At 73.5% G+C, this 19,106-nt stretch carries 17 protein-coding genes; 11 read left to right on the top strand and 6 right to left on the bottom strand.

Annotated features, from left to right (window positions below; all coding sequences use genetic code 11):
• The first annotated feature begins 228 nt into the window (after positions 1-228).
• Positions 229-1,512: an MFS transporter gene (locus IEW07_RS14605; protein ID WP_188538518.1), complete on the top strand. Its 1,284-nt coding sequence runs from the start codon at positions 229-231 to the stop codon at positions 1,510-1,512.
• A 544-nt stretch (positions 1,513-2,056) separates the two neighbouring features.
• On the opposite strand, the gene IEW07_RS14600 is transcribed toward IEW07_RS14605, so the two are convergent.
• Positions 2,057-2,881, bottom strand: coding sequence for a TrmH family RNA methyltransferase (locus tag IEW07_RS14600; RefSeq protein ID WP_188538516.1), 825 nt, complete (start codon positions 2,879-2,881; stop codon positions 2,057-2,059).
• Positions 2,882-3,062: 181 nt separating this feature from the next.
• Between IEW07_RS14600 and IEW07_RS14595 the strand changes: the two genes are divergently transcribed.
• Positions 3,063-4,136: an alpha/beta fold hydrolase gene (locus IEW07_RS14595; protein ID WP_188538515.1), complete on the top strand. Its 1,074-nt coding sequence runs from the start codon at positions 3,063-3,065 to the stop codon at positions 4,134-4,136.
• 28 nt (positions 4,137-4,164) lie between these two features.
• Here the strand turns inward: IEW07_RS14595 and IEW07_RS14590 are convergent, their stop codons facing one another.
• From IEW07_RS14590 to IEW07_RS14570, 5 genes are all read right to left on the bottom strand, one after another.
• A complete protein-coding gene (locus tag IEW07_RS14590; protein WP_188538513.1) occupies positions 4,165-5,037 on the bottom strand; it encodes a sulfite exporter TauE/SafE family protein in 873 nt (290 codons plus the stop codon).
• Between the two features lie 6 nt (positions 5,038-5,043).
• A complete protein-coding gene (locus tag IEW07_RS14585; RefSeq protein WP_188538511.1) occupies positions 5,044-5,829 on the bottom strand; it encodes an ABC transporter ATP-binding protein in 786 nt (261 codons plus the stop codon).
• A gap of 60 nt (positions 5,830-5,889) precedes the next feature.
• Positions 5,890-6,807, bottom strand: a complete 918-nt coding sequence (locus tag IEW07_RS14580; RefSeq protein ID WP_188538509.1) for an enoyl-CoA hydratase/isomerase family protein — start codon at positions 6,805-6,807, stop codon at positions 5,890-5,892.
• Complete coding sequence (locus tag IEW07_RS14575; protein ID WP_229741880.1) at positions 6,804-8,099, bottom strand: CaiB/BaiF CoA transferase family protein; 1,296 nt, start codon at positions 8,097-8,099, stop codon at positions 6,804-6,806. Before IEW07_RS14575 ends, IEW07_RS14580 begins: the two co-directional genes overlap by 4 nt.
• Before the next feature lie 68 nt (positions 8,100-8,167).
• Complete coding sequence (locus tag IEW07_RS14570; RefSeq protein WP_188538507.1) at positions 8,168-9,541, bottom strand: SLC13 family permease; 1,374 nt, start codon at positions 9,539-9,541, stop codon at positions 8,168-8,170.
• Between the two features lie 213 nt (positions 9,542-9,754).
• On the opposite strand from IEW07_RS14570, the gene IEW07_RS14565 reads away from it, so the two are divergent.
• From IEW07_RS14565 to IEW07_RS14525, 9 genes are all read left to right on the top strand, one after another.
• On the top strand, positions 9,755-10,453 hold the full coding sequence (locus tag IEW07_RS14565) for a FadR/GntR family transcriptional regulator (protein WP_188538505.1): 699 nt from the start codon (positions 9,755-9,757) through the stop codon (positions 10,451-10,453).
• Positions 10,454-10,520: 67 nt separating this feature from the next.
• Positions 10,521-11,450, top strand: a complete 930-nt coding sequence (serB, locus tag IEW07_RS14560) for a phosphoserine phosphatase SerB (RefSeq protein WP_188538503.1) — start codon at positions 10,521-10,523, stop codon at positions 11,448-11,450.
• Positions 11,451-11,596: 146 nt separating this feature from the next.
• Positions 11,597-13,390, top strand: coding sequence for a sensor histidine kinase (locus IEW07_RS14555; protein ID WP_371870235.1), 1,794 nt, complete (start codon positions 11,597-11,599; stop codon positions 13,388-13,390).
• On the top strand, positions 13,387-14,052 hold the full coding sequence (locus tag IEW07_RS14550; protein WP_188538501.1) for a response regulator: 666 nt from the start codon (positions 13,387-13,389) through the stop codon (positions 14,050-14,052). Before IEW07_RS14555 ends, IEW07_RS14550 begins: the two co-directional genes overlap by 4 nt.
• Before the next feature lie 288 nt (positions 14,053-14,340).
• Positions 14,341-15,810, top strand: coding sequence for an amidase family protein (locus IEW07_RS14545; RefSeq protein ID WP_229741879.1), 1,470 nt, complete (start codon positions 14,341-14,343; stop codon positions 15,808-15,810).
• Between the two features lie 371 nt (positions 15,811-16,181).
• Positions 16,182-16,646, top strand: coding sequence for an ester cyclase (locus tag IEW07_RS14540; protein ID WP_188538499.1), 465 nt, complete (start codon positions 16,182-16,184; stop codon positions 16,644-16,646).
• A 265-nt stretch (positions 16,647-16,911) separates the two neighbouring features.
• Positions 16,912-17,220, top strand: a complete 309-nt coding sequence (locus IEW07_RS14535; RefSeq protein ID WP_188538497.1) for a DUF4193 domain-containing protein — start codon at positions 16,912-16,914, stop codon at positions 17,218-17,220.
• A gap of 260 nt (positions 17,221-17,480) precedes the next feature.
• Positions 17,481-18,362 carry a PhnD/SsuA/transferrin family substrate-binding protein gene (locus IEW07_RS14530; RefSeq protein WP_188538495.1) on the top strand — a complete coding sequence of 294 codons (882 nt, stop codon included), beginning with the start codon at positions 17,481-17,483 and terminating at the stop codon, positions 18,360-18,362.
• A gap of 439 nt (positions 18,363-18,801) precedes the next feature.
• Entirely contained in the window at positions 18,802-19,044 is a 243-nt protein-coding gene (locus IEW07_RS14525; protein WP_188538493.1) for a hypothetical protein, read from the top strand.
• Positions 19,045-19,106 lie beyond the last annotated feature (62 nt).

The following is a 19,106-nucleotide window of genomic DNA, read 5'->3' as shown; positions in this document are numbered from 1 at the left end:
TGCCGCCGACCCCTTGCCGCCGATCCCTTGCCGCCCGACGGATCAAGTTCTGCTCAGACCTCCCGCGAGGGGTCGCCACCTGCCTCCATCAGTCGCTGATTCCGTGAGGACGAGCCCCCTCGCCCAGGGGAGCCCGCAGAACGCGACCCGCCGACCCCACTCCGCGTCCGGCCTCCGGGGCAGACATGTGTGCACGCCGCATTCCGATCCAATACCCTGGGGGGTATTATGACTCCTCGAGCCGCATCCCGTCCCCTCCGTCTGGGCCTGCGGGCCAACGCCGCCCAGTTCGCCCTGCTGGTGGCGATCAACGCCCTGGTCGGCGGCATGGTCGGCCAGCAGCAGACCGTGCTGCCCCTGCTGGCGGAGTCCGAGTTCGGGCTGACCGGCTACACCTTCATCTTCACCTACGTGGCGGCGTTCGGGGTCACCAAGGCGATCGCCAACTGGTTCGCCGGGACGTTCTCCGACCGCTTCGGCCGCAAGCCGGTGCTGGTCGCGGGCTGGCTGTTCGCCGTGCCGGTCCCGCTGATGCTGATCTGGGCCCCGGACTGGTGGTGGGTCGTGGCCGCCAACGTCCTGCTGGGCATCAACCAGGGGCTGACCTGGTCCACCACGGTGGTGATGAAGATCGACCTCGTGGGCCCCAAGCAGCGCGGCCTGGCCATGGGGCTCAACGAGGCCGCCGGCTACGGCGCCGTGGCCGTCACCTCCCTGCTGGCCGGCTACCTGGCCGCCCAGTACGGCCTGCGCCCGGCACCGTTCCTGCTGGGGCTCTTCTACACGGCCCTGGCGCTGCTGCTGTCGGGCGCCTTCGTGAAGGAGACCCGGGAGCACGCCCGGCTGGAGGCCGCCCAGCACGTGGGGCGCGCCGACGGGATCCACGACCACCTCCACGCCGGGCTCACCGACCGCCAGATCCTCGCCCAGACCAGCCTCAAGGAGCCCGCCCTGTCCTCGGCCAGCCAGGCGGGGCTGGTCAACAACCTCAACTTCGGGCTCTCCTGGGGCCTGTTCCCCCTGCTCTTCGCCACCGCGGAGCTCTCCGTGGACCAGATCGGGCTCCTGTTCGCCCTCTACCCGGCCGTGTGGGGCCTCGGGCAGCTGGTCACCGGGGCGCTCTCGGACCGGATCGGGCGCAAGCACCTGATCACCGCCGGCATGACCACCCAGGCCGCGGCCCTGGTGCTGATCGCCCTGGGCGACGGCTTCGGCGGCTGGGCCCTCGGCACGATGCTGCTGGGGGCGGGCACCGCGATGGTCTACCCGACGCTGCTGGCCGTGGTCGGCGACGTCGCCCACCCGGCCTGGCGCGGCCGGGCCGTGGGCGTCTACCGGGTGTGGCGGGACCTGGGCTACGCGGTCGGGGCGGTGCTCGGCGGGATCGTGGCCGATCTCCTGGGCCTGCACGCCGCCGTCTGGGCGGCCGCCGGCATCAGCGCCGTCTCGGCCCTGGTCGTGGCGGTGCGCATGTACGAGACCCACCGCCCGGAGCCGACCCCTGCCGCCTGACCGATCGCGTTCTGCTCAAGCCTGCCGCGAGGGGTCATCTTCTACTCGGGCCTCCCGCGAGGGGTCATCATCTGCTCGGGCCTGCCGCGAGGGGTCATCACCTGCTCGGGCCTCCCGCGAGGGGTCATCACCTGCTCGGGCCTCCCGCGAGGGGTCATCACCTGCTCGGGCCTCCCGCGAGGGGTCATCACCTTCCGCAATCAGTCTCTGATTCCGTGGGAACAAGACCCCTCGCTGAGGGGGGTGCAGAACGAGACTCCTCACTGAGGGAGGGTGCAGCACGCGACCCCTCGCTGAGGGAGGGTGCAGCACGCGACCCCTCGCTGAGGGAAGCTCGCAGAACACGACCCCTCACGCAGGGAAGCTCGCAGAACACGACCCCTCACGCAGGGAAGCTCGCAGAACACGACCCCTCACGCAGGGAAGCTCGCAGAACACGACCCCTCGCAGAGGGAAGCTCGCAGAACGCGACCCCTCGCGCAGGGAGGCTCACAGAACACGACCCCTCGCGCCGCGGGTCGGACCAGCAGTTCAGCCCATCAGCTCAGCCGCGGCCCGGGCGCGTCTCCCAGAACGCCACCGCGGAGGCGGCCGCCACGTTGAGCGAGTCCACGCCGTGGGACATCGGGATCCGCACCACCAGGTCCGCGTGGTGCACGGTCGCCGCGCTGAGCCCGTCGCCTTCGGTGCCGAGCACCAGCGCGAGCTTCTCGTCCCGGCGCGCGGAGAGCTCCTCGAGGGTGATCGAGTCGTCGCTCAGGGCCAGCGCCGCCGTCGTGAACCCCGCGTCCTTGACCCGCTGGAGGTCGGCGGTCCAGTGCTCGAGCCGGGCCCACGGGACCTGGAACACGGTGCCCATGGACACCCGGATGGAGCGCCGGTAGAGCGGGTCGGCGCAGCGGGGGGTGACGAGCACGGCGTCGACGTCCAGGGCCGCCGCGGAGCGGAAGATCGCCCCGACGTTGGTGTGGTCCACGATGTCCTCGAGGACCGCCACGCGCCGCGCCGACGCCAGCAGCTGCTCCAGGTCCACCGGCTCGGGCCGCTGCATCGCCGCGAGCGCCCCGCGGTGCAGGTGGAAGCCGGTGATCTGCGTCAGCACCTCGTCCTCGCCCACGTAGAGCGGCACCTCCGGGTGCTCGGCGAGGACGTCGGCGAGGTCCTCCAACCACTTCTCGGCCATGAAGAAGGAGCGCGGCCTGTGGCCGGCGGCGAGCGCCCGGCGCAGCACCTTGGAGGACTCGGCGATGTACATCCCCCGCTCCGGCTCGAGCTTGCGGCGCAGCTTCACGTCGGTGAGCCGGGCGTAGTCGGCCACCCGGGGGTCGTCGGCGCTGTCGAGGTGGACGAGGTGGGGGAAGTCGGTCACGGGAGCTCTCGGGGGTCGGGATCGGGGTCGCCCTGATCGTAGCCGGTGCACCGGAGCCGCTGCCGGGTCCCGCCCCGTCCGTCACGCAGGCGTGATCCGTTGTGCCGCGCCGGGCCCGGATTTACGATCGCACGACATGGTCGCCCGCTCGACCCGTCGAGACAGACAGCTGGAGGCAGCAATGAGGCGGCACCCGAGCGACGTCGACCACCCCGGCGACAGCCCCGGGCCGACCCGCCGTCGCCGTCCCTGGTGGGGGCGGCTCGGTCGCCTCACGGGGTTCGCGATGCTCACCCTCGTGGTGCTGCTGATCGTGTCGACGGTGCTCAACTACGGGCTGGTGCAGTACGAGCGCTCCACCGCCGAGCCCTACGGCGAGCGGGTCGAGATCGGCAACGGGTCGGTCAACGTCGTGGACAACGGGCGGGACGGGCCCACGGTCGTGCTGCTCAGCGGCCTGGGCACCCCGGCGCCGGCGCCGGACTTCGGCCCGCTGGTCCGGGAGCTCGGCGACTACCGCGTGGTGGTCGTGGAGGGCTTCGGCTACGGCTACAGCGACCTGACCGCCCCGGAGCGGACGGTGCAGAACGTCTCGGAGGAGCTCCACGCCGCGCTGGCGGCCACCGGGGTCGAGGAGCCCTACGTCCTGGCGGGGCACTCCCTGGCCGGCTTCTACATCCTGGACTACGTCAACCGGTATCCCGGGGAGGTCTCGGCGGTGGTCGGCATCGACACCACGGTCCCCGCCGTCGTCGAGGACGATGACGGGACGGCGGCCGAGGACGGCAGGGGGATCCCGTGGGAGCGGCTGCCGTCGATCACGGGCCTGCTCCGCTGGGTCCTGCTGGTCGCCCCGGACCTCGCGCTGCCCGAGGGGACGGCGCACACGGCGGAGGAGCGGGACCGGATCCTCCGGATGACCGTGTGGAACAACGCCAACGCGGCGGTCACGGACGAGACCCGCCGGATGGGGGACAACGCGCGCGACCTGGAGGGCGTGGGCTTCCCGGCGGAGCTTCCGGTGCTGCTCCTCCTGGCCCAGGACACGATGGACCAGATGCCCGAGTGGCTCCCCCGCCACGAGGAGCAGCTGCGCGGGGTGCGCGACCACGAGCTGGTCGTGCTCGACGGCGGGCACTACCTGCACTGGACCCGCTCCCCCGAGATCGCCGCGACGGCCACCGGGTTCCTCGAGCGCCACGGCGTCGTGCGGCGGGAGGGGTCCGGGCTCACCACCCCGTCCCCGGCCGGCTGAGTCCGGCGCGGCGGCACCCGGCGGGGGCTCAGACCAGCCGCGACACCAGGCTCACCAGGGCCACGACACCGAGCACCACGATCACCGTGCGCAGGGCCACCGGGGAGAGCCGGCGGCCGATCTTGGCCCCGGCCCAGGAGCCCACGGTCGAGCTCAGGGCGATGAGCAGCACGACCCACCAGTCGATCCGGTCGAACGCGAAGAGGATGTAGGAGACGGCGGCGACGATGTTCACCGCGGCCACCAGGACCACCTTGACGGCGTTGGCCGCCTGCAGGGAGGCCAGCAGGAACACCCCGAGGATGCCCAGCAGCAGCACGCCCTGGGCGGCCACGAAGTAGCCGCCGTAGATGCCGGCGAGGAACACCAGCACGTACAGCGAGAGGGGCTGGGCCGCGCGGTCGGGGTCGATCGGCCGCGGCCGCTCGCCGCGGGCCTCGGCCGCCGCGGCGGCGGCCTCGGCCTGCGCGTCCTTGCGACGGCGCACCACGGCCTGGAGCCGGGGCTGGAGGACGACGAAGCCCAGGGCGACGACGATCAGCGCCGGCGCGGCGTAGCCGAAGACCTCCTCGGGCAGGTGCAGCAGCAGCCACGCGCCGATCACCCCGCCCAGCGCGGAGCAGGGGATCAGCTTGAGCAGGGTCCGCTCCACGCCCCTGAGCTCGGCGCGGTAGTGCCACGCGCCCGTGAGGTTGCCCGCGATCAGGCCCATCGCGTTGGACATGGACGCGGTCACGGGCGGGACGCCCATGGTCACGAGCACGGGGAAGGTCACGAGCGTGCCCGAGCCCACGATGGTGTTGATCAGCCCGGCGGCGACGCCTGCGAGCAGGATGAGGGCGGCCTGCCACCACTCGAAGGGGAAGTCGGCGGCGAGGTCGGCGAAAGTCTCCAGCAGCACAGCGGGTCAGGACCGGCCGAACGCGGCGTAGCGGTTGCCGACCTTCACCAGCTTCAGCGGGAGGCCGAAGGTCTCGGAGAGGTTCTTCTGCGTCATCACCTTCCGGACCGGGCCCGAGGCCACCACGCGGCCCTCGCGCAGCAGCAGCGCGTGGGTGAAGGCGTCGGGCACCTCCTCGAGGTGGTGGGTGACCATGACGATCGCCGGGGACGCATCGTCCCGGGCCAGCTCGTCCAGCCGGGCCACGAGGTCCTCGCGGCCGCCGACGTCCAGGCCGGCCGCGGGCTCGTCGAGCAGCAGCAGCTCCGGGTCGGTCATCAGGGCGCGGGCGATCAGGACGCGCTTGCGCTCGCCCTCCGAGAGCGAGCCGAAGCGGCGCTCGGCCAGCGGCTCGAGCCCCCAGTCGGCCATGAGCTCCCGCGCCTGGGCCTCGTCGGCCTCGTCGTAGCGCTCGATCCACCGCCCGGTCACCCCGTACGCGGCGGTGACCACGCAGTTGAGCACGGTCTCCCCCTCGGGGATCTGGGTGGCGAGCACGGCGGAGCTGAGCCCGATGCGGGGGCGCAGCTCGAAGACGTCCACCGCGCCGAGGATCTCGTCGAGGATGTCGACCATGCCGCGGGAGGGGTGCAGGCGGGCGGCGGCGATGGACAGCAGCGTCGTCTTGCCGGCGCCGTTGGGGCCCAGGATGACCCACCGCTCGCCCTCGTTGACGACCCAGTCCACGGAATCCAGCAGGGTCTTCTGCCCGCGGACCACGCTGACGTCCACCATCTCCACCACAGCACTCATACCCGCCACTCTAGGACACCCCGTGCACCGGTCCGGCGCACCGGCCCGGCGGGGGCGTCGTCAGGAGCGGGGGGCACGGCGCGGCCAGCGGCCCCTGATGATCGAGGCGCGGTGCTCCTTCCCCGCCCCGGCCGCGCCGCTGCGGGCGGCCCAGAACCCCTCCCCGGCCCACGCGAAGCGCGGGGCCTTCTTGGCCAGGAACGCCTGCTGGCCGATGCGGGCGTCGGGCCCGTCGAGGACCTGGCGGAAGAGGGCCTCCGAGACCTCGTCCGCGCCGAGGGTGCCGGGCGCGGCCTCGGGGGCGAGCCGGAGGAGGTGCTTGTGGGCCTGCATCGACAGCTGCGAGCGCTGGGCGAGGCCCGTCACGACCTCCGCCAGGGCCGTCTCGAAGCCGGCGTCGTCGACCACGCGGGTGAGCATGCCCCACCGCTCGGCGTCGGCGGCGGGAACGGTGTCGCCGGTGAGCAGCAGGTAGGAGGCCGTGCCGGGCCCGACCAGCCGGACCAGCGCCTCGACGCCGGAGGCGGGGAAGACGATGCCGATGCGGGCCGGGGTCAGCCCGATGCGCAGCGAGGTAGTGCCGATCCGCAGGTCGCAGGCCCCGGCCAGCATCCAGGCCCCGCCCATGCAGTACCCCTCCAGCGCGGCGACGGTGGGCTTGTGCACGCCCGCCAGGGCCGCCTCCGCCTCGGTGAGCAGCCCGCCGCGGGGCAGGCCGGTGCCGGGCTCGCCCAGGCACTCGAAGACCTCGGCGATGTCGGCCCCGGCGGAGAACACGCCGCCGGCACCGCGCAGGCCGATCACGCGCACCTGCGGGTCGGCGTCGAGCCCGCGCAGCAGCTCCGGCAGGGCGGCCCACATGGCCGGGGACAGGGCGTTGCGCCGGTCGGGGCGGTCGAGGACCACCCAGGCCACGGGGCCGTCGTGCCTCACCTCCAGGGCGCCGGACGGGGCTTCGGGCAGGGGCTGGGCGGTCATCGCAGGGGCTCCTTCTGCTGGGTGGTCGTGCCGGATCCGTCGCCGGCTCCGGTGCCGGCGGCCCCGAGCCAGGCGCGCACGGCGCCGCCGTGCTGGTCGAGGACCGGCGGGGCGGCGTGGACCCGCCGCGTGGTCTCGCCGCCGTCGCCGGGGGTGAAGAAGCGCACCGCGGGGCCGGGCAGCTCGACGGGCCCGAGGACCGCGTGGTCGACGCCGACGACGAGGCCCTGCCAGCGCACCTGCTCCCAGGCGTAGACCTCGTCCAGGGTGCGCACCTTCCCGGCCGGGATGCCGATCTGCGCCAGCCGCTCCAGCAGCTCCTCGGGGCCGTGCGCGGCGAAGGCGGCCTCGACCGCGCCGATCACGGCCTGCCGGTTGCGGACGCGGTCGGCGTTGGTCGCGAACTCCGGCCGCTCGGGGTCGATCCCGAAGGCGGTGGCGAAGGTGCGCCAGAGCTTCTCGCTGCCCACGCTGATCTGCACCTTCCCGCCGAGGCAGGAGAACAGGCCGTAGGGCGCGATGGAGGGGTGGTGGTTGCCCTGGGCCCGGGGCACCTCGTGGGCCACGGTGGTGCGGGTGCCCTGGAAGGCGTGCACCCCGACCACCGAGGACAGCAGGGACGTGCGCACCACCTTCCCGGCCCCGGTGTGCTCGCGCTCGTAGAGGGCGGCCAGGACGCCGTAGGCGCCGTTCATCCCGGCCAGCAGGTCCGCGATGGGCACGCCCACCCGCTGCGGGTCCTCCGGCCCGGACCCGGTCAGCGACATCAGCCCGGCCTCGCCCTGCACGATCTGGTCGTAGCCGGAGCGCCGGCTCTCCGGCCCGTCGTGGCCGAAGCCGGTGATGGACAGCACCACCAGGCGGGGGTTGAGCCGGTGCAGCTCCTCGACGGAGAAGCCTAGGCGGTCCAGCACCCCGGGCCGGAAGTTCTCCACCAGGACGTCGGCGCGCTCCACGAGGGCCCGGAGCACCTGCACGCCGTCGTCGGACTTGAGGTCCACGGCCACGGACTCCTTGTTGCGGTTGCAGGACAGGAAGTAGGTGGCCTGCGGGTTCTCGGCCGGGCCCACGAAGGGCGGGCCCCAGCCGCGGGTGTCGTCGCCGGTGCCGGGGTTCTCGATCTTGATCACCCGCGCCCCCAGGTCGGCGAGCATCATGGCCGCGTGCGGGCCGGCCAGGGCCCGGGAGAGGTCGACGACGAGGGTCCCGGCGAGGGGCCCGTCGCCGGCCGGCGCGCCGCTGCGGGGAGCGGCCTGGGGGTCGTGGCGGCTGTCGGCGTGGATGTCGGTCATGGCGGGTTCCTCCGGGGGTCGGGGCGAAGCGGCGGGTGGTCGGGCGGCCGGCGCGAGGCGCGGGGCGGCTACAGCCAGCCGGGCGCGACCATCACGGCCCAGGCCAGCAGCGGGCCGATCACCACGACGCCGGTGGCGTAGACGAGGATCTGCTTGTAGAAGCGGTCCCGGTCCATGGACTCCGGGGCGTTGGCGAGCACCAGGGCGCCGTTGGTGGAGAACGGGGAGACGTCGACGATGGTCGAGGAGACGGCGAGCGCGCAGATCAGCCCGGCCGCGCCGATCTCGCCGCTGAGCAGGAACGGGACCGCGAGCGGGATGAGCGCGGCCAGGATGGCGGTCGAGGACGCGAACGCGGAGACGACGGCGCCGATGTAGCAGATCAGCAGTGCGGCCAGCAGGGGCACGCCCATCCCGGCCACACCGTTGGAGACGAACTCGATGGTCCCCGCCTCCTGCAGCACGCCGACGAAGGTGAGCATGCCGCCGAGCAGCAGCACGGTGGACCAGTCGATCTTGTTGACCGCGCCCTTCTGCGCCTTCGGGGAGACGAGGGCCAGCAGGACCGCGATGGTGATGGCCACGAAGCCGACGTCCACGCCGAAGCCGAGGGCCACGACGGCCAGGACGACCAGCCCGAGGACGGTGACGACCTGCGGGCCCAGGCCCTCGCGGCGGGCCGGCGGCTCGGAGGCGCCGGCCGGGTCGCGCGGGCCGTACATGCCGGAGCCGAAGCCCTTGAAGTCGACGTCCTTGTCCCCGACGTGGCCGGCGGCGACCTTGCTGCGGGACAGGCGGGCCTCGGCGGCCCGCTCCACGAAGTCCTCCGCCCGGGCCGAGAACAGGCCCTTGCCGCCCAGCACCAGGAACAGCCCGGCGGCGATCAGGGTGTTGAAGACCAGGCTGGAGAGGAACACGGCCAGGGGGCTGACGTCCAGGCCGGCCTGGGCGACGATGCCGTTGACGGTCACGCCGTAGACGGAGATGGGCGAGAACCCGCCGCCCTGGGCACCGTGGATGACCATCATGCCCATCATCAGCGGGTTGATCCGGTACTTCGCCGCGAAGCTCAGCGCGATGGGGGCGATGATCGCCACGGCCGCCGGGGAGAGGGCGCCCACGGCGGTGATCACGGCGGTGACGAAGAACATGATCCAGGGGATCAGCGCGACGCGGCTGCCCACCAGCTTCACGGCGCCCTGCACCAGCAGGTCCACCGTGCCGTTCTTCTGGGCGATGGCGAACAGGTAGGTGACGCCCACGATGGTGAGGAACAGCCCGCCCGGGAAGGCGTCGAGGATCTGGTCGGTGTCCATCCCCAGGACGAACACCCCCAGCACGAACGCGCCCACGAAGGCGAGGGCGCCCATGTTGACGGGCAGGACGGTGGCCACGACGAACATCGCGGCCAGGATGACGATCGAGAGGACTTCAGGGCCCATGGGACTGCTTTCTGACGAAGGCGGGACGTGCCCCGCGTGTCGGACCGGGGACGATGGGTGTGATCCGTGCCACAGGTTTTGGACTAGCCAATAGGACACCTGTCCCTTTGTCAACAGGTGCGGGTAGCATGGCCGTGCACGGTGCGGGGCAACGGCGCCGCGCGACGACGATCCGGGCGGCCCGCCCGGCGCAGAACGACGGGGAGACCGGAGATGGCAGTGGCCCGGGGGCTGGACCGCGTGGAGCGGCCGCGGCTGTACGAGCAGGTGGTGGAGCGGCTGCTGGACCACGTCATCGAGGGGCAGCTGCGGCCGGGCGACCGGCTGCCCCCCGAGCGGGACCTGGCCGAGCGGCTCGGCGTCTCCCGCGCCACCGTCGCGCAGGCGCTCGTGGCCCTCGAGGTGCTCGGCGTGATCGACGTCCAGCACGGCAACGGCGCCGTCCTGCTCTACCGGCCCAGCAGCGCCGCCGTCCTGCGGGGGCTGCGGGAGCACGCCGACCGGCTGCCGGACATCGTCGACGCCCGCATCGCCGTGGAGACCAGGCTCGCCGCGCTCGCCGCCGCACGCCGGACCCCCGAGGACCTCGCCGCGGTGGAGTCCGCGCTCGAGGTCATGGCCGAGGACATCGCCCGGGGCGGGCGCGGGCTGGAGGGGGACGAGCTCTTCCACGCCGCCGTCACCGCCGCCGCCCACTCGGCCGTGCTCGCCCGCCTCATGGCGCAGATCTCCGACCTGGTGCGGGAGACCCGCATCGAGTCGCTGAGCCAGGAGGGCCGCCCGGAGCGCTCCCTCGAGTCCCACCGCGCCATCGCCCGGGCCATCCGCGACCAGGATCCCGACGAGGCCTCCCAGGCCATGGTCGAGCACCTCCACCTGGTCTCCGACGTCGCCGTCCTCAAGCCCGAGTGAGGGCCGGGAGGGGCCCGCGCCGCGCCCGGGTCGGCCGTCGTCGGGCCGGGCCGATAAACTGGCGCACATGACCACCGACCTCGCCGTGATCGCGTTCGCCCAGAATCCGGACCCGGAGGCGCGCGAGCGCATCCTCACCATGGTCCGCGACGCCGGCGCCGAGGTCGAGCGCTTCTCCGCCGTCCGCGTCACGGGCTCCGGCTCCGCGGGCCCCGATGCCCAGGTCCCTGGCTACAACGCCTTCACCGCCTACGTGGCCGGAGGCGACGCCACCGCTCTGCTCGCGGCCCTGCGCCCCGACCCCCTGAGCCAGCTGCTGCCGGGCGTGGACGTCAACGTGGTGCCCACCCGCCTGTTCGACCCCGAGCGCCGGAAGTTGCTGATCGTGGACGTGGACTCCACGCTCATCCAGCAGGAGGTCGTCGAGATGCTCGCCGCCCACGCCGGGCGCGAGGCCGAGGTCGCCGCCGTGACGGAGGCGGCCATGCGCGGGGAGCTGGACTTCGCCCAGTCCCTGCACGCCCGGGTGGAGACCCTGGCCGGACTGCCGGCCTCCGTGATCGACGAGGTCCGGGCCGCGGTGCGCCTCTCCCCCGGCGCCGACGTGCTCGTGAAGGCCTTCCTGCGGGAGGGCCACGCCGTGGCGGCCGTCTCCGGCGGCTTCCTCGGCATCCTCACCCCGCTCGCCGAGCAGCTCCAGCTCACCCGGCACATCGCCAACACCCTCGAGGTCGTCGACGGGAAGCTCACCGGCAGGGTCCTCGGGGAGGTCGTGGACCGCGCCGTCAAGGAGCGCTCCCTGCGCACCTGGGCGGAGGAGCTCGGCATCGCCCTCGAGGACGTCATCGCCGTGGGCGACGGCGCCAACGACATCGACATGCTCACCGCCGCCGGCCTGGGCGTGGCCTACAACGGCAAGCCCGCCCTGCGCGCCGCCGCCGACGCCCAGATCAACCTCCCCAACCTGGACGCCGTCCGCTTCTTCGCCGACCTCTGAGCCCGGACCGCTCGCCCCGGCCACCCGTCCGGTCCGCCCACCCGGTCCGCCGTCCGGGACGGAGCCCCGCCACGCCCGGACGTCGTAGAGTGGTCGGGATCACGCGCGGCCACCGCGCACGGACGTTCCCGCCGGAGGAGAAGACAGTGACGGCACCCGGTGCGCGCCACGAGCGCCCCGGCTTCCTGGCCCGGATGACGCTGCTGCACCTGGCCGTGGTGGCGCTCGTCGTCGTCCTCTGCGGCGGCGTCTACGGCTGGCTGACCTACGAGCGCCTGGGCCGGGACGCGCAGAACCAGGCCCTGTCCATCGCCCGCTCCGTGGCCGCCGGGGCCGACGTCCGGGCCGTCGCGGCCGCCCTCAAGGACGCCGGCCCTGCCGACCTGGACCCCGAGGTCCTGGCCGCCGGTCCCCTGCAGTCCTCCGCCGAGGAGGTCCGGCGCCGCACGCAGTCGCTGTTCGTCGTCGTCACCGACGACGAGGGGCTGCGGCTGAGCCACCCGAACCCGGAGCTGCTGGGCAGGCGCGTCAGCACCGACCCCAGCGCGGCGCTGGCCGGGCGGGAGGAGACCAGTCAGGAGCGCGGCACGCTGGGCCACTCCGCCCGCGCCAAGGTCCCCGTCTACGCCCCCGGCTCGGACACCGAGGTGGTCGGCGAGGTCAGCGTGGGCATCTCCCGCGACGACGTGCTGGCCAGCCTGCGCGAGGACATCACCCCCGTGGCCGCCACCGCCCTCGGCGCGCTGGGGATCGGCGCGGCCGCCTCCACGGCGATCGCCCGCCGCCTCAAGCGCCTCACCCTGGGGCTGGAGCCCGAGGAGATCGCCACGCTCGCCCAGGACCAGGAGGCGGTGCTGCGCGGGGTCGACGAGGGCGTGATCGGCGTCTCCGCCGACCACCGGATCACCGTGTTCAACCGCGAGGCCGGGCGCCTGCTGGGCGTGGCGGACCCCACCGCACTGGTGGGCACGCCCCTGGCGGAGGCCGGCCTGCCCGTCCCCTTCCCCGCGCTGCTGGCCCAGGCCGCCCCGGAGTCCCCCGCGCTCGAGCTCGTCGTCGGGCCGCGCGTGCTCATCGTCTCCGCCCGGACGGTCCGGCCCACGGGGACGGGCGTGCCCGAGCTCGGCTGGGTGGTGCTGGTCCGCGACCGCACCGAGCTGCAGTCCCTGACCCGCCAGCTCGACGCCGTGGGCGCCCTCACCACCGCCCTGCGCGCCCAGCGGCACGAGTTCGCCAACCGCCTGCACACCATCTCCGGGCTGCTGGGCATCGGCGACGCCGAGGAGGCCCGCCGCTACGTCGCCGAGGTCACCGCCACCGGCCCCCTCACCTACCCCGCCGAGCAGGCCGAGCTGCTGCGCGACCCCTACCTCCAGGCGTTCCTCGGCGCCAAGAGCGTCGAGGCCGCCGAGCGCGGGGTGACCCTGCGGATCGGCGCCGACACCCTGATCCGCGGCGCCGTCACCGACCCCCAGGACGTCACGACCGTCCTCGGCAACCTGGTGGACAACGCCGTGCGCGCGGCCGTCCAGGGCGCCGACGAGGAGCGGTGGGTCGAGGTCGAGCTGCTGGACGAGTGGACGGGCGACGGCGGGACGCTGCACGTCGTCGTCGCCGACTCCGGGGACGGGCTGCCCGCCGCGGACGCCGAGCGCATCTTCGCCCAGGGCTGGTCCACCGCCGGCGGCCCCCTCGGGGCCGTGCCCGCCTCCCTGCCGGACGCGCACGGGCAGGGCTTCGGCCTGTCCCTGAGCCGCGAGCTCGCCCGGCGCCGCGGCGGGGACGTGTGGGTGGCGGACCCCGGCCGCCCCGGCGGACCGGGCGCCGTGTTCTGCGCCCGCCTGCCCGGTACGGTGGCCGAGCGCACCGCCGACGACGGCGCGCCCCGCGACGACCGGCCCGGGGCGGACGTGCGAGAGCTTTCAGGAGGAGAGGCATGAGCGACGACCTGGTGGTCCTCGTGGTCGACGACGACTTCCACGTGGGCCGGCTGCACGCCGGGTACGTCGACGCGGTGCCCGGGTTCCGGGCCCTGCCCCCGGTCGGCACCGCCGAGCAGGCCCGCCGGGCCGTGCACACGCACCGCCCGGACCTCGTACTGCTGGACGTCTACCTGCCCGACGCCCTCGGCCTGGACCTGCTCCGCACCCTCGACGTCGACGCCGTGATGCTCACCGCGGCCGCCGACCCCGCCGCCGTGCGGGCCGCCGTGCGGCGCGGCGCCCTGGGCTACCTCATCAAGCCGTTCACCGGCGAGCAGCTGGCCCGCACGCTGCGCGCCTACGCGCGCTACCGCCGGCTGCTCGCGGACCGGACCGCCCTGACCCAGGAGGGCGTGGACCGCGCGCTCAACGCCCTGCGCACGGGCGACGCCCCCGCCGGCGGCGAGCGCGCCCGCTCCGCGACGGAGTCGGCGGTGCTCGCGGCCCTCGTGCCCGGCGAGCCGCGCTCCGCGGCCGAGATCGCCCAGGCGGTGGGCATCTCCCGCGCCACGGCGCAGCGCTACCTCTCCGCCCTGGCCGACGACGGGGCCGTGGAGATCCAGCTGCGCTACGGCACCACCGGCCGCCCGGAGCACCGCTACGGGCCCGTGGGACGGTAGCGCCGCGCGGCCGGGCGTCCCCGCAAAGGCCTCCGGCCGGACCTCGTGGAGGGCGGAGCTGGGAGCCGGAGCGGAACGCCACGGGCGGCCTCGAGCTGGAACGGAGCCACGCACCGCGGGCATTTCCCCGCACTGATATCCGACAGCGATGAATGAGATTGCTTCTTGTCATAGTCGCCTATTGATCCGGGCCAGACAGTGCGATTCACTGACGTCAGTGCGACATTGCGTGACCTAGCTCACGCATGTCGCCACCGGACGCCCCGCACCCCCTCGAGGAGATCCACCGTGAACGCTGCCCACCCCATGCCGAGCTCGACGACCCTCGGCTCCCCGAGCCTCCCCGACGAGCTGTGGCGCTGGAGCGCGACGGAGATGGCGCACTCCGTGGCCACGGGGCTGGTCTCCAGCCGCGAGGTCGTCGAGAGCTGCCTGGGACGGATCGAGGAGGTCAACCCGCAGCTCAACGCCCTGGTGGAGGTCCGGCCCGAGGAGGCGCTGTCCCTGGCCGACGACGCGGACCGCCGGCGCTCCGCCGGCGAGGAGCTCGGGCCCCTCCACGGGGTGCCGGTGTCGATCAAGGTGAACTCCGACCAGGCCGGCTACGCCACCACCCAGGGCGTGTCCGCGTTCCAGGACGCGATGGCCAACGAGGACAGCCCCCATGTCGCCAGCCTGCGCCGCGCCGGGGCCGTGCTGATGGGCCGGAGCAACTCCCCGGCCTTCGCCTACCGCTGGTTCACCAACAACGACCTGCACGGGAGCACCCTCAACCCGTGGGACGCCTCCCGCACCCCGGGCGGCTCCAGCGGCGGGGCGAGCTCGGCCGTGGCCTCGGGCATGGTGCCGATCGCCGGCGGCAACGACATCGGCGGCTCGGTGCGCTACCCCGCCTACGCCTGCGGCGTGGTCGGCCTGCGGCCCACCGTCGGGAGGGTGGCCCAGACCTACCACCCCGACGACGTCGACGCCTCGCTGTCGGTGCAGACCATGCTCGTTCAGGGGCCGCTCGCCCGCAGCGTCGCCGACATCCGGCTGGCGATGCGGGCGCTCAACGACTTCAGCCACCGGGACCCTGCCTTCGTCCCCGGGGCACAGGCTGCCGCACGTCCCGACCGGCCCCTGCGGGTGGGCCTGGTCCGTGACCTCGGGGTGGCCGCCCCCACCGCGGAGGTGAACGCCTCCCTGGACCAGGCCGCCGGCTACCTGCGCGACGTCGGCTGTGTCGTGGAGGAGATCGAGCTGCCCGTCCTGGCGGAGGCCTACCGGCTGTGGTACCTGCTGTGCATGGAGGAGTTCCGCCTCGCCATGCCCATGGTCGAGGAGGTCGGCGACGCGGGGATGAAGAAGGCCGCCGAGCACTACTACGCCGTCGCGGCCGACTGGTGGGGCGAGAAGCCGACGCTGGAGCAGTTCATCGCCGGATACGCCCGCCGGGGCACGCTCATCCGCCGGCTCGGCGAGATCCTCGAGACCTACCCGCTGATCGTCCTGCCGGTCTCGGCCGAGCAGGCCTTCGAGCAGAACGCCGACATCGCGAGCGTGGAGCGGATGCGCCAGGTCATGGCCGCCCAGGCGTCGATGATGGCGATCCCCGTCCTCGGGTTCCCGGCCATGTCGGTGCCCACCGGCGTGGCCGGGGGCCTGCCGACCGGGGTGCAGCTGCTCGGCCGGCGCTTCGACGAGGAGACGCTGCTCGAGGCGGCGACCGTCATCGAGGCGCGCGCCGGGACGTTCACGCCGATCGACCCGCGCTGAGCGGCCCCAGGGGCCCGGTCGGCACGCTCGACGGGGGCCAACTGCCGCCCACCGGACGGGTGCTGCGCCTGCCCCTGGCCGTCTTCAGCCGCTTCGACGACTCGGGCCGGATCGTCGAGGAGCGTCGCTACTTCGACGTGGCCGGCCTCTTCCGCCAGCTCGGCATGGCCTGACGGGCGACGATCGACCCGGCCACCACCGCCCGGTGCCGGGGCGCCCACGCCGCCGCGCCAGCGTCATGAAGCCGCCCCGGATCACGGACCTGGAACGATCCGGCCGGAACCCTTGGTTCCCTCACGGGCCGCTGGCTACCGTCGGGGGCCGGCCCTGCCGCGAGGGACGGGGCCGGACCCACAGGAGCGGAGACCACCATGAGCGATACCCACGCGTCCGTCGTCGGACCCGTGCCCGGCGAGGGCGGGGACCGCAGGGAAGAGGTCGAGCGGGCCCTCGCGGCCCTCAACGCCCACGATCCCGCGGCCTTCGCCGCGCTCTACAGCCAGGACGCCATCGTCTACACCCCGGCCAGCCCGGAGCCGCTGCGCGGCAGGGCCGCCATCCAGCAGGACGCCCAGCAGTGGAGGACCGCGATGCCGGACATGATGGTGGAGCTGGAGGAGCTGGTCGTGGAGGGCTCCACGGCTGCGATGCGGCTCCTGTTCGTGGGCACCCACACCGGACCGCTGACCACCCCCTCCGGTCAGGTCCCGCCCACCGGGAGACGCGTGTCCGTGCCCATGGCCGTCTTCACCCGCCGGGGCGAGGGCGGGACGAACGACCTGGAGCACCGCTACCTCGACATGGTGGGCATGGCCCAGCAGCTCGGACTCGTCTGACCCGGCACGGTCCAGGGCCTGGCTCTCCACCGTGGGGGCGGGGCCTTCGCCGGTCACGGCGGCCCGTCCCCGCCGCTCTGCCCTGCACCGGGGTCCCCGGCGCCTTGGCGCTCGAGGCGGTCCAGCATGGATCGAGCGCCCTCGGCTCCCCCGCTGCCCTGGGCGCGGACGACGACCGCGGCTGGGACCTGGAATACCCGGATGACCGGCCGCGTTGAGGCCGTGCAAGCCACCTCCCCACTTACCCAGGAGCGCGCACCCCACCATGGCCACCACCGACTACGACGCCCCGCGCACCCGCGCCGAGGACGAACCGGCCAACGAGTCCCTCGAGGCGCTGAGGGCACGGACCAACACCGCCACCCGCGCGCCGGGGATCGACCTGGAGGACGCCGACACCGCCGAGGGCATCGACCTCCCCGGGGCCGACCTCTCCCACGAGGAGCTCACCGTGGCGGTCATCCCGGAGCAGCAGGACGAGTTCACCTGCGCCTCCTGCTTCCTGGTCCGCCACCGCTCCCAGCTCGCCCGCCAGAAGGGCGACATGACGTACTGCACCGACTGCGAGGGCTGACACCCGAGATCGGCAGCCGGCGCACGCCCCCAGCGCACCAGGCGCTGGGGCCACGCGCCGTACCGTGGCCGGATCCACCCGGCTGGTCGCCCGCAGGCCCGGCCAGGACGCGACAGCAGCGTCCCGGTGAAACCTCTGGTCGGCGGCACCGTGCCGGCTCTGGCGCATCCCGGGCGACGGTCGGCGGCCGTGGCGCCCCACGGCTCGTCCCCACAGTGGCCCTGGCATGACGAATGCAAACAGGCGAGTCTGGGGAGACAATGGCGGCGTACCTGACCGAGGAGCTCGACCTCGCGGTGGAGTATGTCCCGGTCAGTGACAACGCGGCTTCGGTGAGCCTGTTCGGCACCGGTGACCTGGACCTGGTCTTCTATGGGGGCCTGGCCCGGGTACAGGCCAGGTTGCGCACCGAGGGGGCAAGCGTGCTGGCGCAGCGAGACATCGACGAACGCTTCCGCAGCGTCTTCATCGCCCATCGCGATGCCGGGATGGAGCCGATCGAAGACGTCACCGGCCTGTCGGGGCTGGAGGGCTCCCGGTTGACCTTCGGCAACGAGTCCTCCAGCGTCTCCGCCCAGGCCGCCCGAGCACGTCGGAGAACGGCCCGAGGCCACCGCGACCGCCGCTATCGTTACCGGATGGACGTGACCAGCGCCAGTGGCACCTTTCTCCACGAGCTGTCCGCGGTGGAACGGGCGCAGCCGCAGGGCCTCGTCACCGGCGTCACGATGGCCGATGAGACCGCCCGCGTGCAGTGCATGACGGGTCCGCCTGCGACGATTCCGTTGACCGCGGGGCGGACTCGCATTGCGCAACTACTGGCTCGGCTCGCCGGTCCGGTCACCCCGCCTGTGACCGAGGACCCGGAAACCTATCCGGAGGCACCGGACCCGCAACAGCTCTGGAGTGAGCTCCTGGACGACCTGGGCGCCTACCTCCCGGACCTCTCCCACGCCGACCCCGCCCTCCGGCTGGTGGCTGTGCATCGGGAGGGGCTGATCGCCCGCATCCAGGTCACCAACGGCGTACGGGACCTCACCTACGAGGTACGCCTGGACAGCCACCAGATGCCGGCTGCGGTGACGGTCGACATCGCCCGCATCTTCCCCTCGGCCCCTGACCCGAAGCCGAAGCCGAGATGACCCTGCCGTAGCCCACGCCCCTCGTGCCATGCTGTCGCCATGACGGAGAACTCGACGACCAGTCCGACCCGGCCGGCTCTGGAGGAGCAGCTGCGCGTACCGTTCTGGATCGTGCTTGCCGGGGTGGGTGCCGGTGCGGTCTGGGCTCTGGCCGGTGTGGGTGTCGGAGCATGGGTCCGCGGGCGTCGCGGCCCCGCCGGGCATCACGACCACCGCCGACGCTGCTGCCACTGACCCGCCCCTGGAGACACCATCCGGCGCACTGGGCTCAGTCGATCCGCATCAGCTGAGCCCCCGCACCCCGTGCCCCTGGCTACGAGCGCCATGAATCCCCGAAAACACGGGGGCCGAGGGGGGCCATTCTCAGCGCTTCACGTGGCCGGCGCTGCTGCGCGAGCAGAACCCAGCCGCCGCCCCTGCGCAGCTCGAGCAGCGCTTGGTGAGCACGGCTGTCCAGTTCGCCGACGGCCGGCGCCTGGACATCGGCGCGGCCCTGGGCGTCGCCCGCTCCCCGTTCACCGGCATCGGCCACCCGCAGGAGGACTACCCGGAGATGGCCCGGCTGGCCTCGACCGGGATCGTCACCGGAGGGAGAGAACGTCGGGTCGCTGCAGGACGGGTTGGCGATGGCGAAGACGGCCTGAGCGCCGGGCCCTCCCCCATGCCGCCGACCCGCACATAGATATCCCACGGTCGTATGGTGTCAAGCGGCGTCGGCCAGACGGATGGGTTCGGACCGCTTCT

The organism is Kocuria dechangensis (assembly GCF_014636775.1).
GTDB classification, from domain to species: domain Bacteria; phylum Actinomycetota; class Actinomycetes; order Actinomycetales; family Micrococcaceae; genus Kocuria; species Kocuria dechangensis.
Note: the sequence above shows the minus strand (reverse complement) of the source record. Positions and strands in the feature narration are given on the sequence as shown.

Coding starts and splice junctions, on each gene's coding strand:
- IEW07_RS14605 (WP_188538518.1), top strand. CDS start 229: ATGACTCCTCGAGCCGCATCCCGTCCCCTCCGTCTGGGCCTGCGGGCC.
- IEW07_RS14595 (WP_188538515.1), top strand. CDS start 3,063: ATGAGGCGGCACCCGAGCGACGTCGACCACCCCGGCGACAGCCCCGGG.
- IEW07_RS14585 (WP_188538511.1), bottom strand. CDS start 5,829: ATGAGTGCTGTGGTGGAGATGGTGGACGTCAGCGTGGTCCGCGGGCAG.
- IEW07_RS14580 (WP_188538509.1), bottom strand. CDS start 6,807: ATGACCGCCCAGCCCCTGCCCGAAGCCCCGTCCGGCGCCCTGGAGGTG.
- IEW07_RS14575 (WP_229741880.1), bottom strand. CDS start 8,099: ATGACCGACATCCACGCCGACAGCCGCCACGACCCCCAGGCCGCTCCC.
- IEW07_RS14570 (WP_188538507.1), bottom strand. CDS start 9,541: ATGGGCCCTGAAGTCCTCTCGATCGTCATCCTGGCCGCGATGTTCGTC.
- IEW07_RS14565 (WP_188538505.1), top strand. CDS start 9,755: ATGGCAGTGGCCCGGGGGCTGGACCGCGTGGAGCGGCCGCGGCTGTAC.
- serB (WP_188538503.1), top strand. CDS start 10,521: ATGACCACCGACCTCGCCGTGATCGCGTTCGCCCAGAATCCGGACCCG.
- IEW07_RS14550 (WP_188538501.1), top strand. CDS start 13,387: ATGAGCGACGACCTGGTGGTCCTCGTGGTCGACGACGACTTCCACGTG.
- IEW07_RS14540 (WP_188538499.1), top strand. CDS start 16,182: ATGAGCGATACCCACGCGTCCGTCGTCGGACCCGTGCCCGGCGAGGGC.
- IEW07_RS14535 (WP_188538497.1), top strand. CDS start 16,912: ATGGCCACCACCGACTACGACGCCCCGCGCACCCGCGCCGAGGACGAA.
- IEW07_RS14530 (WP_188538495.1), top strand. CDS start 17,481: ATGGCGGCGTACCTGACCGAGGAGCTCGACCTCGCGGTGGAGTATGTC.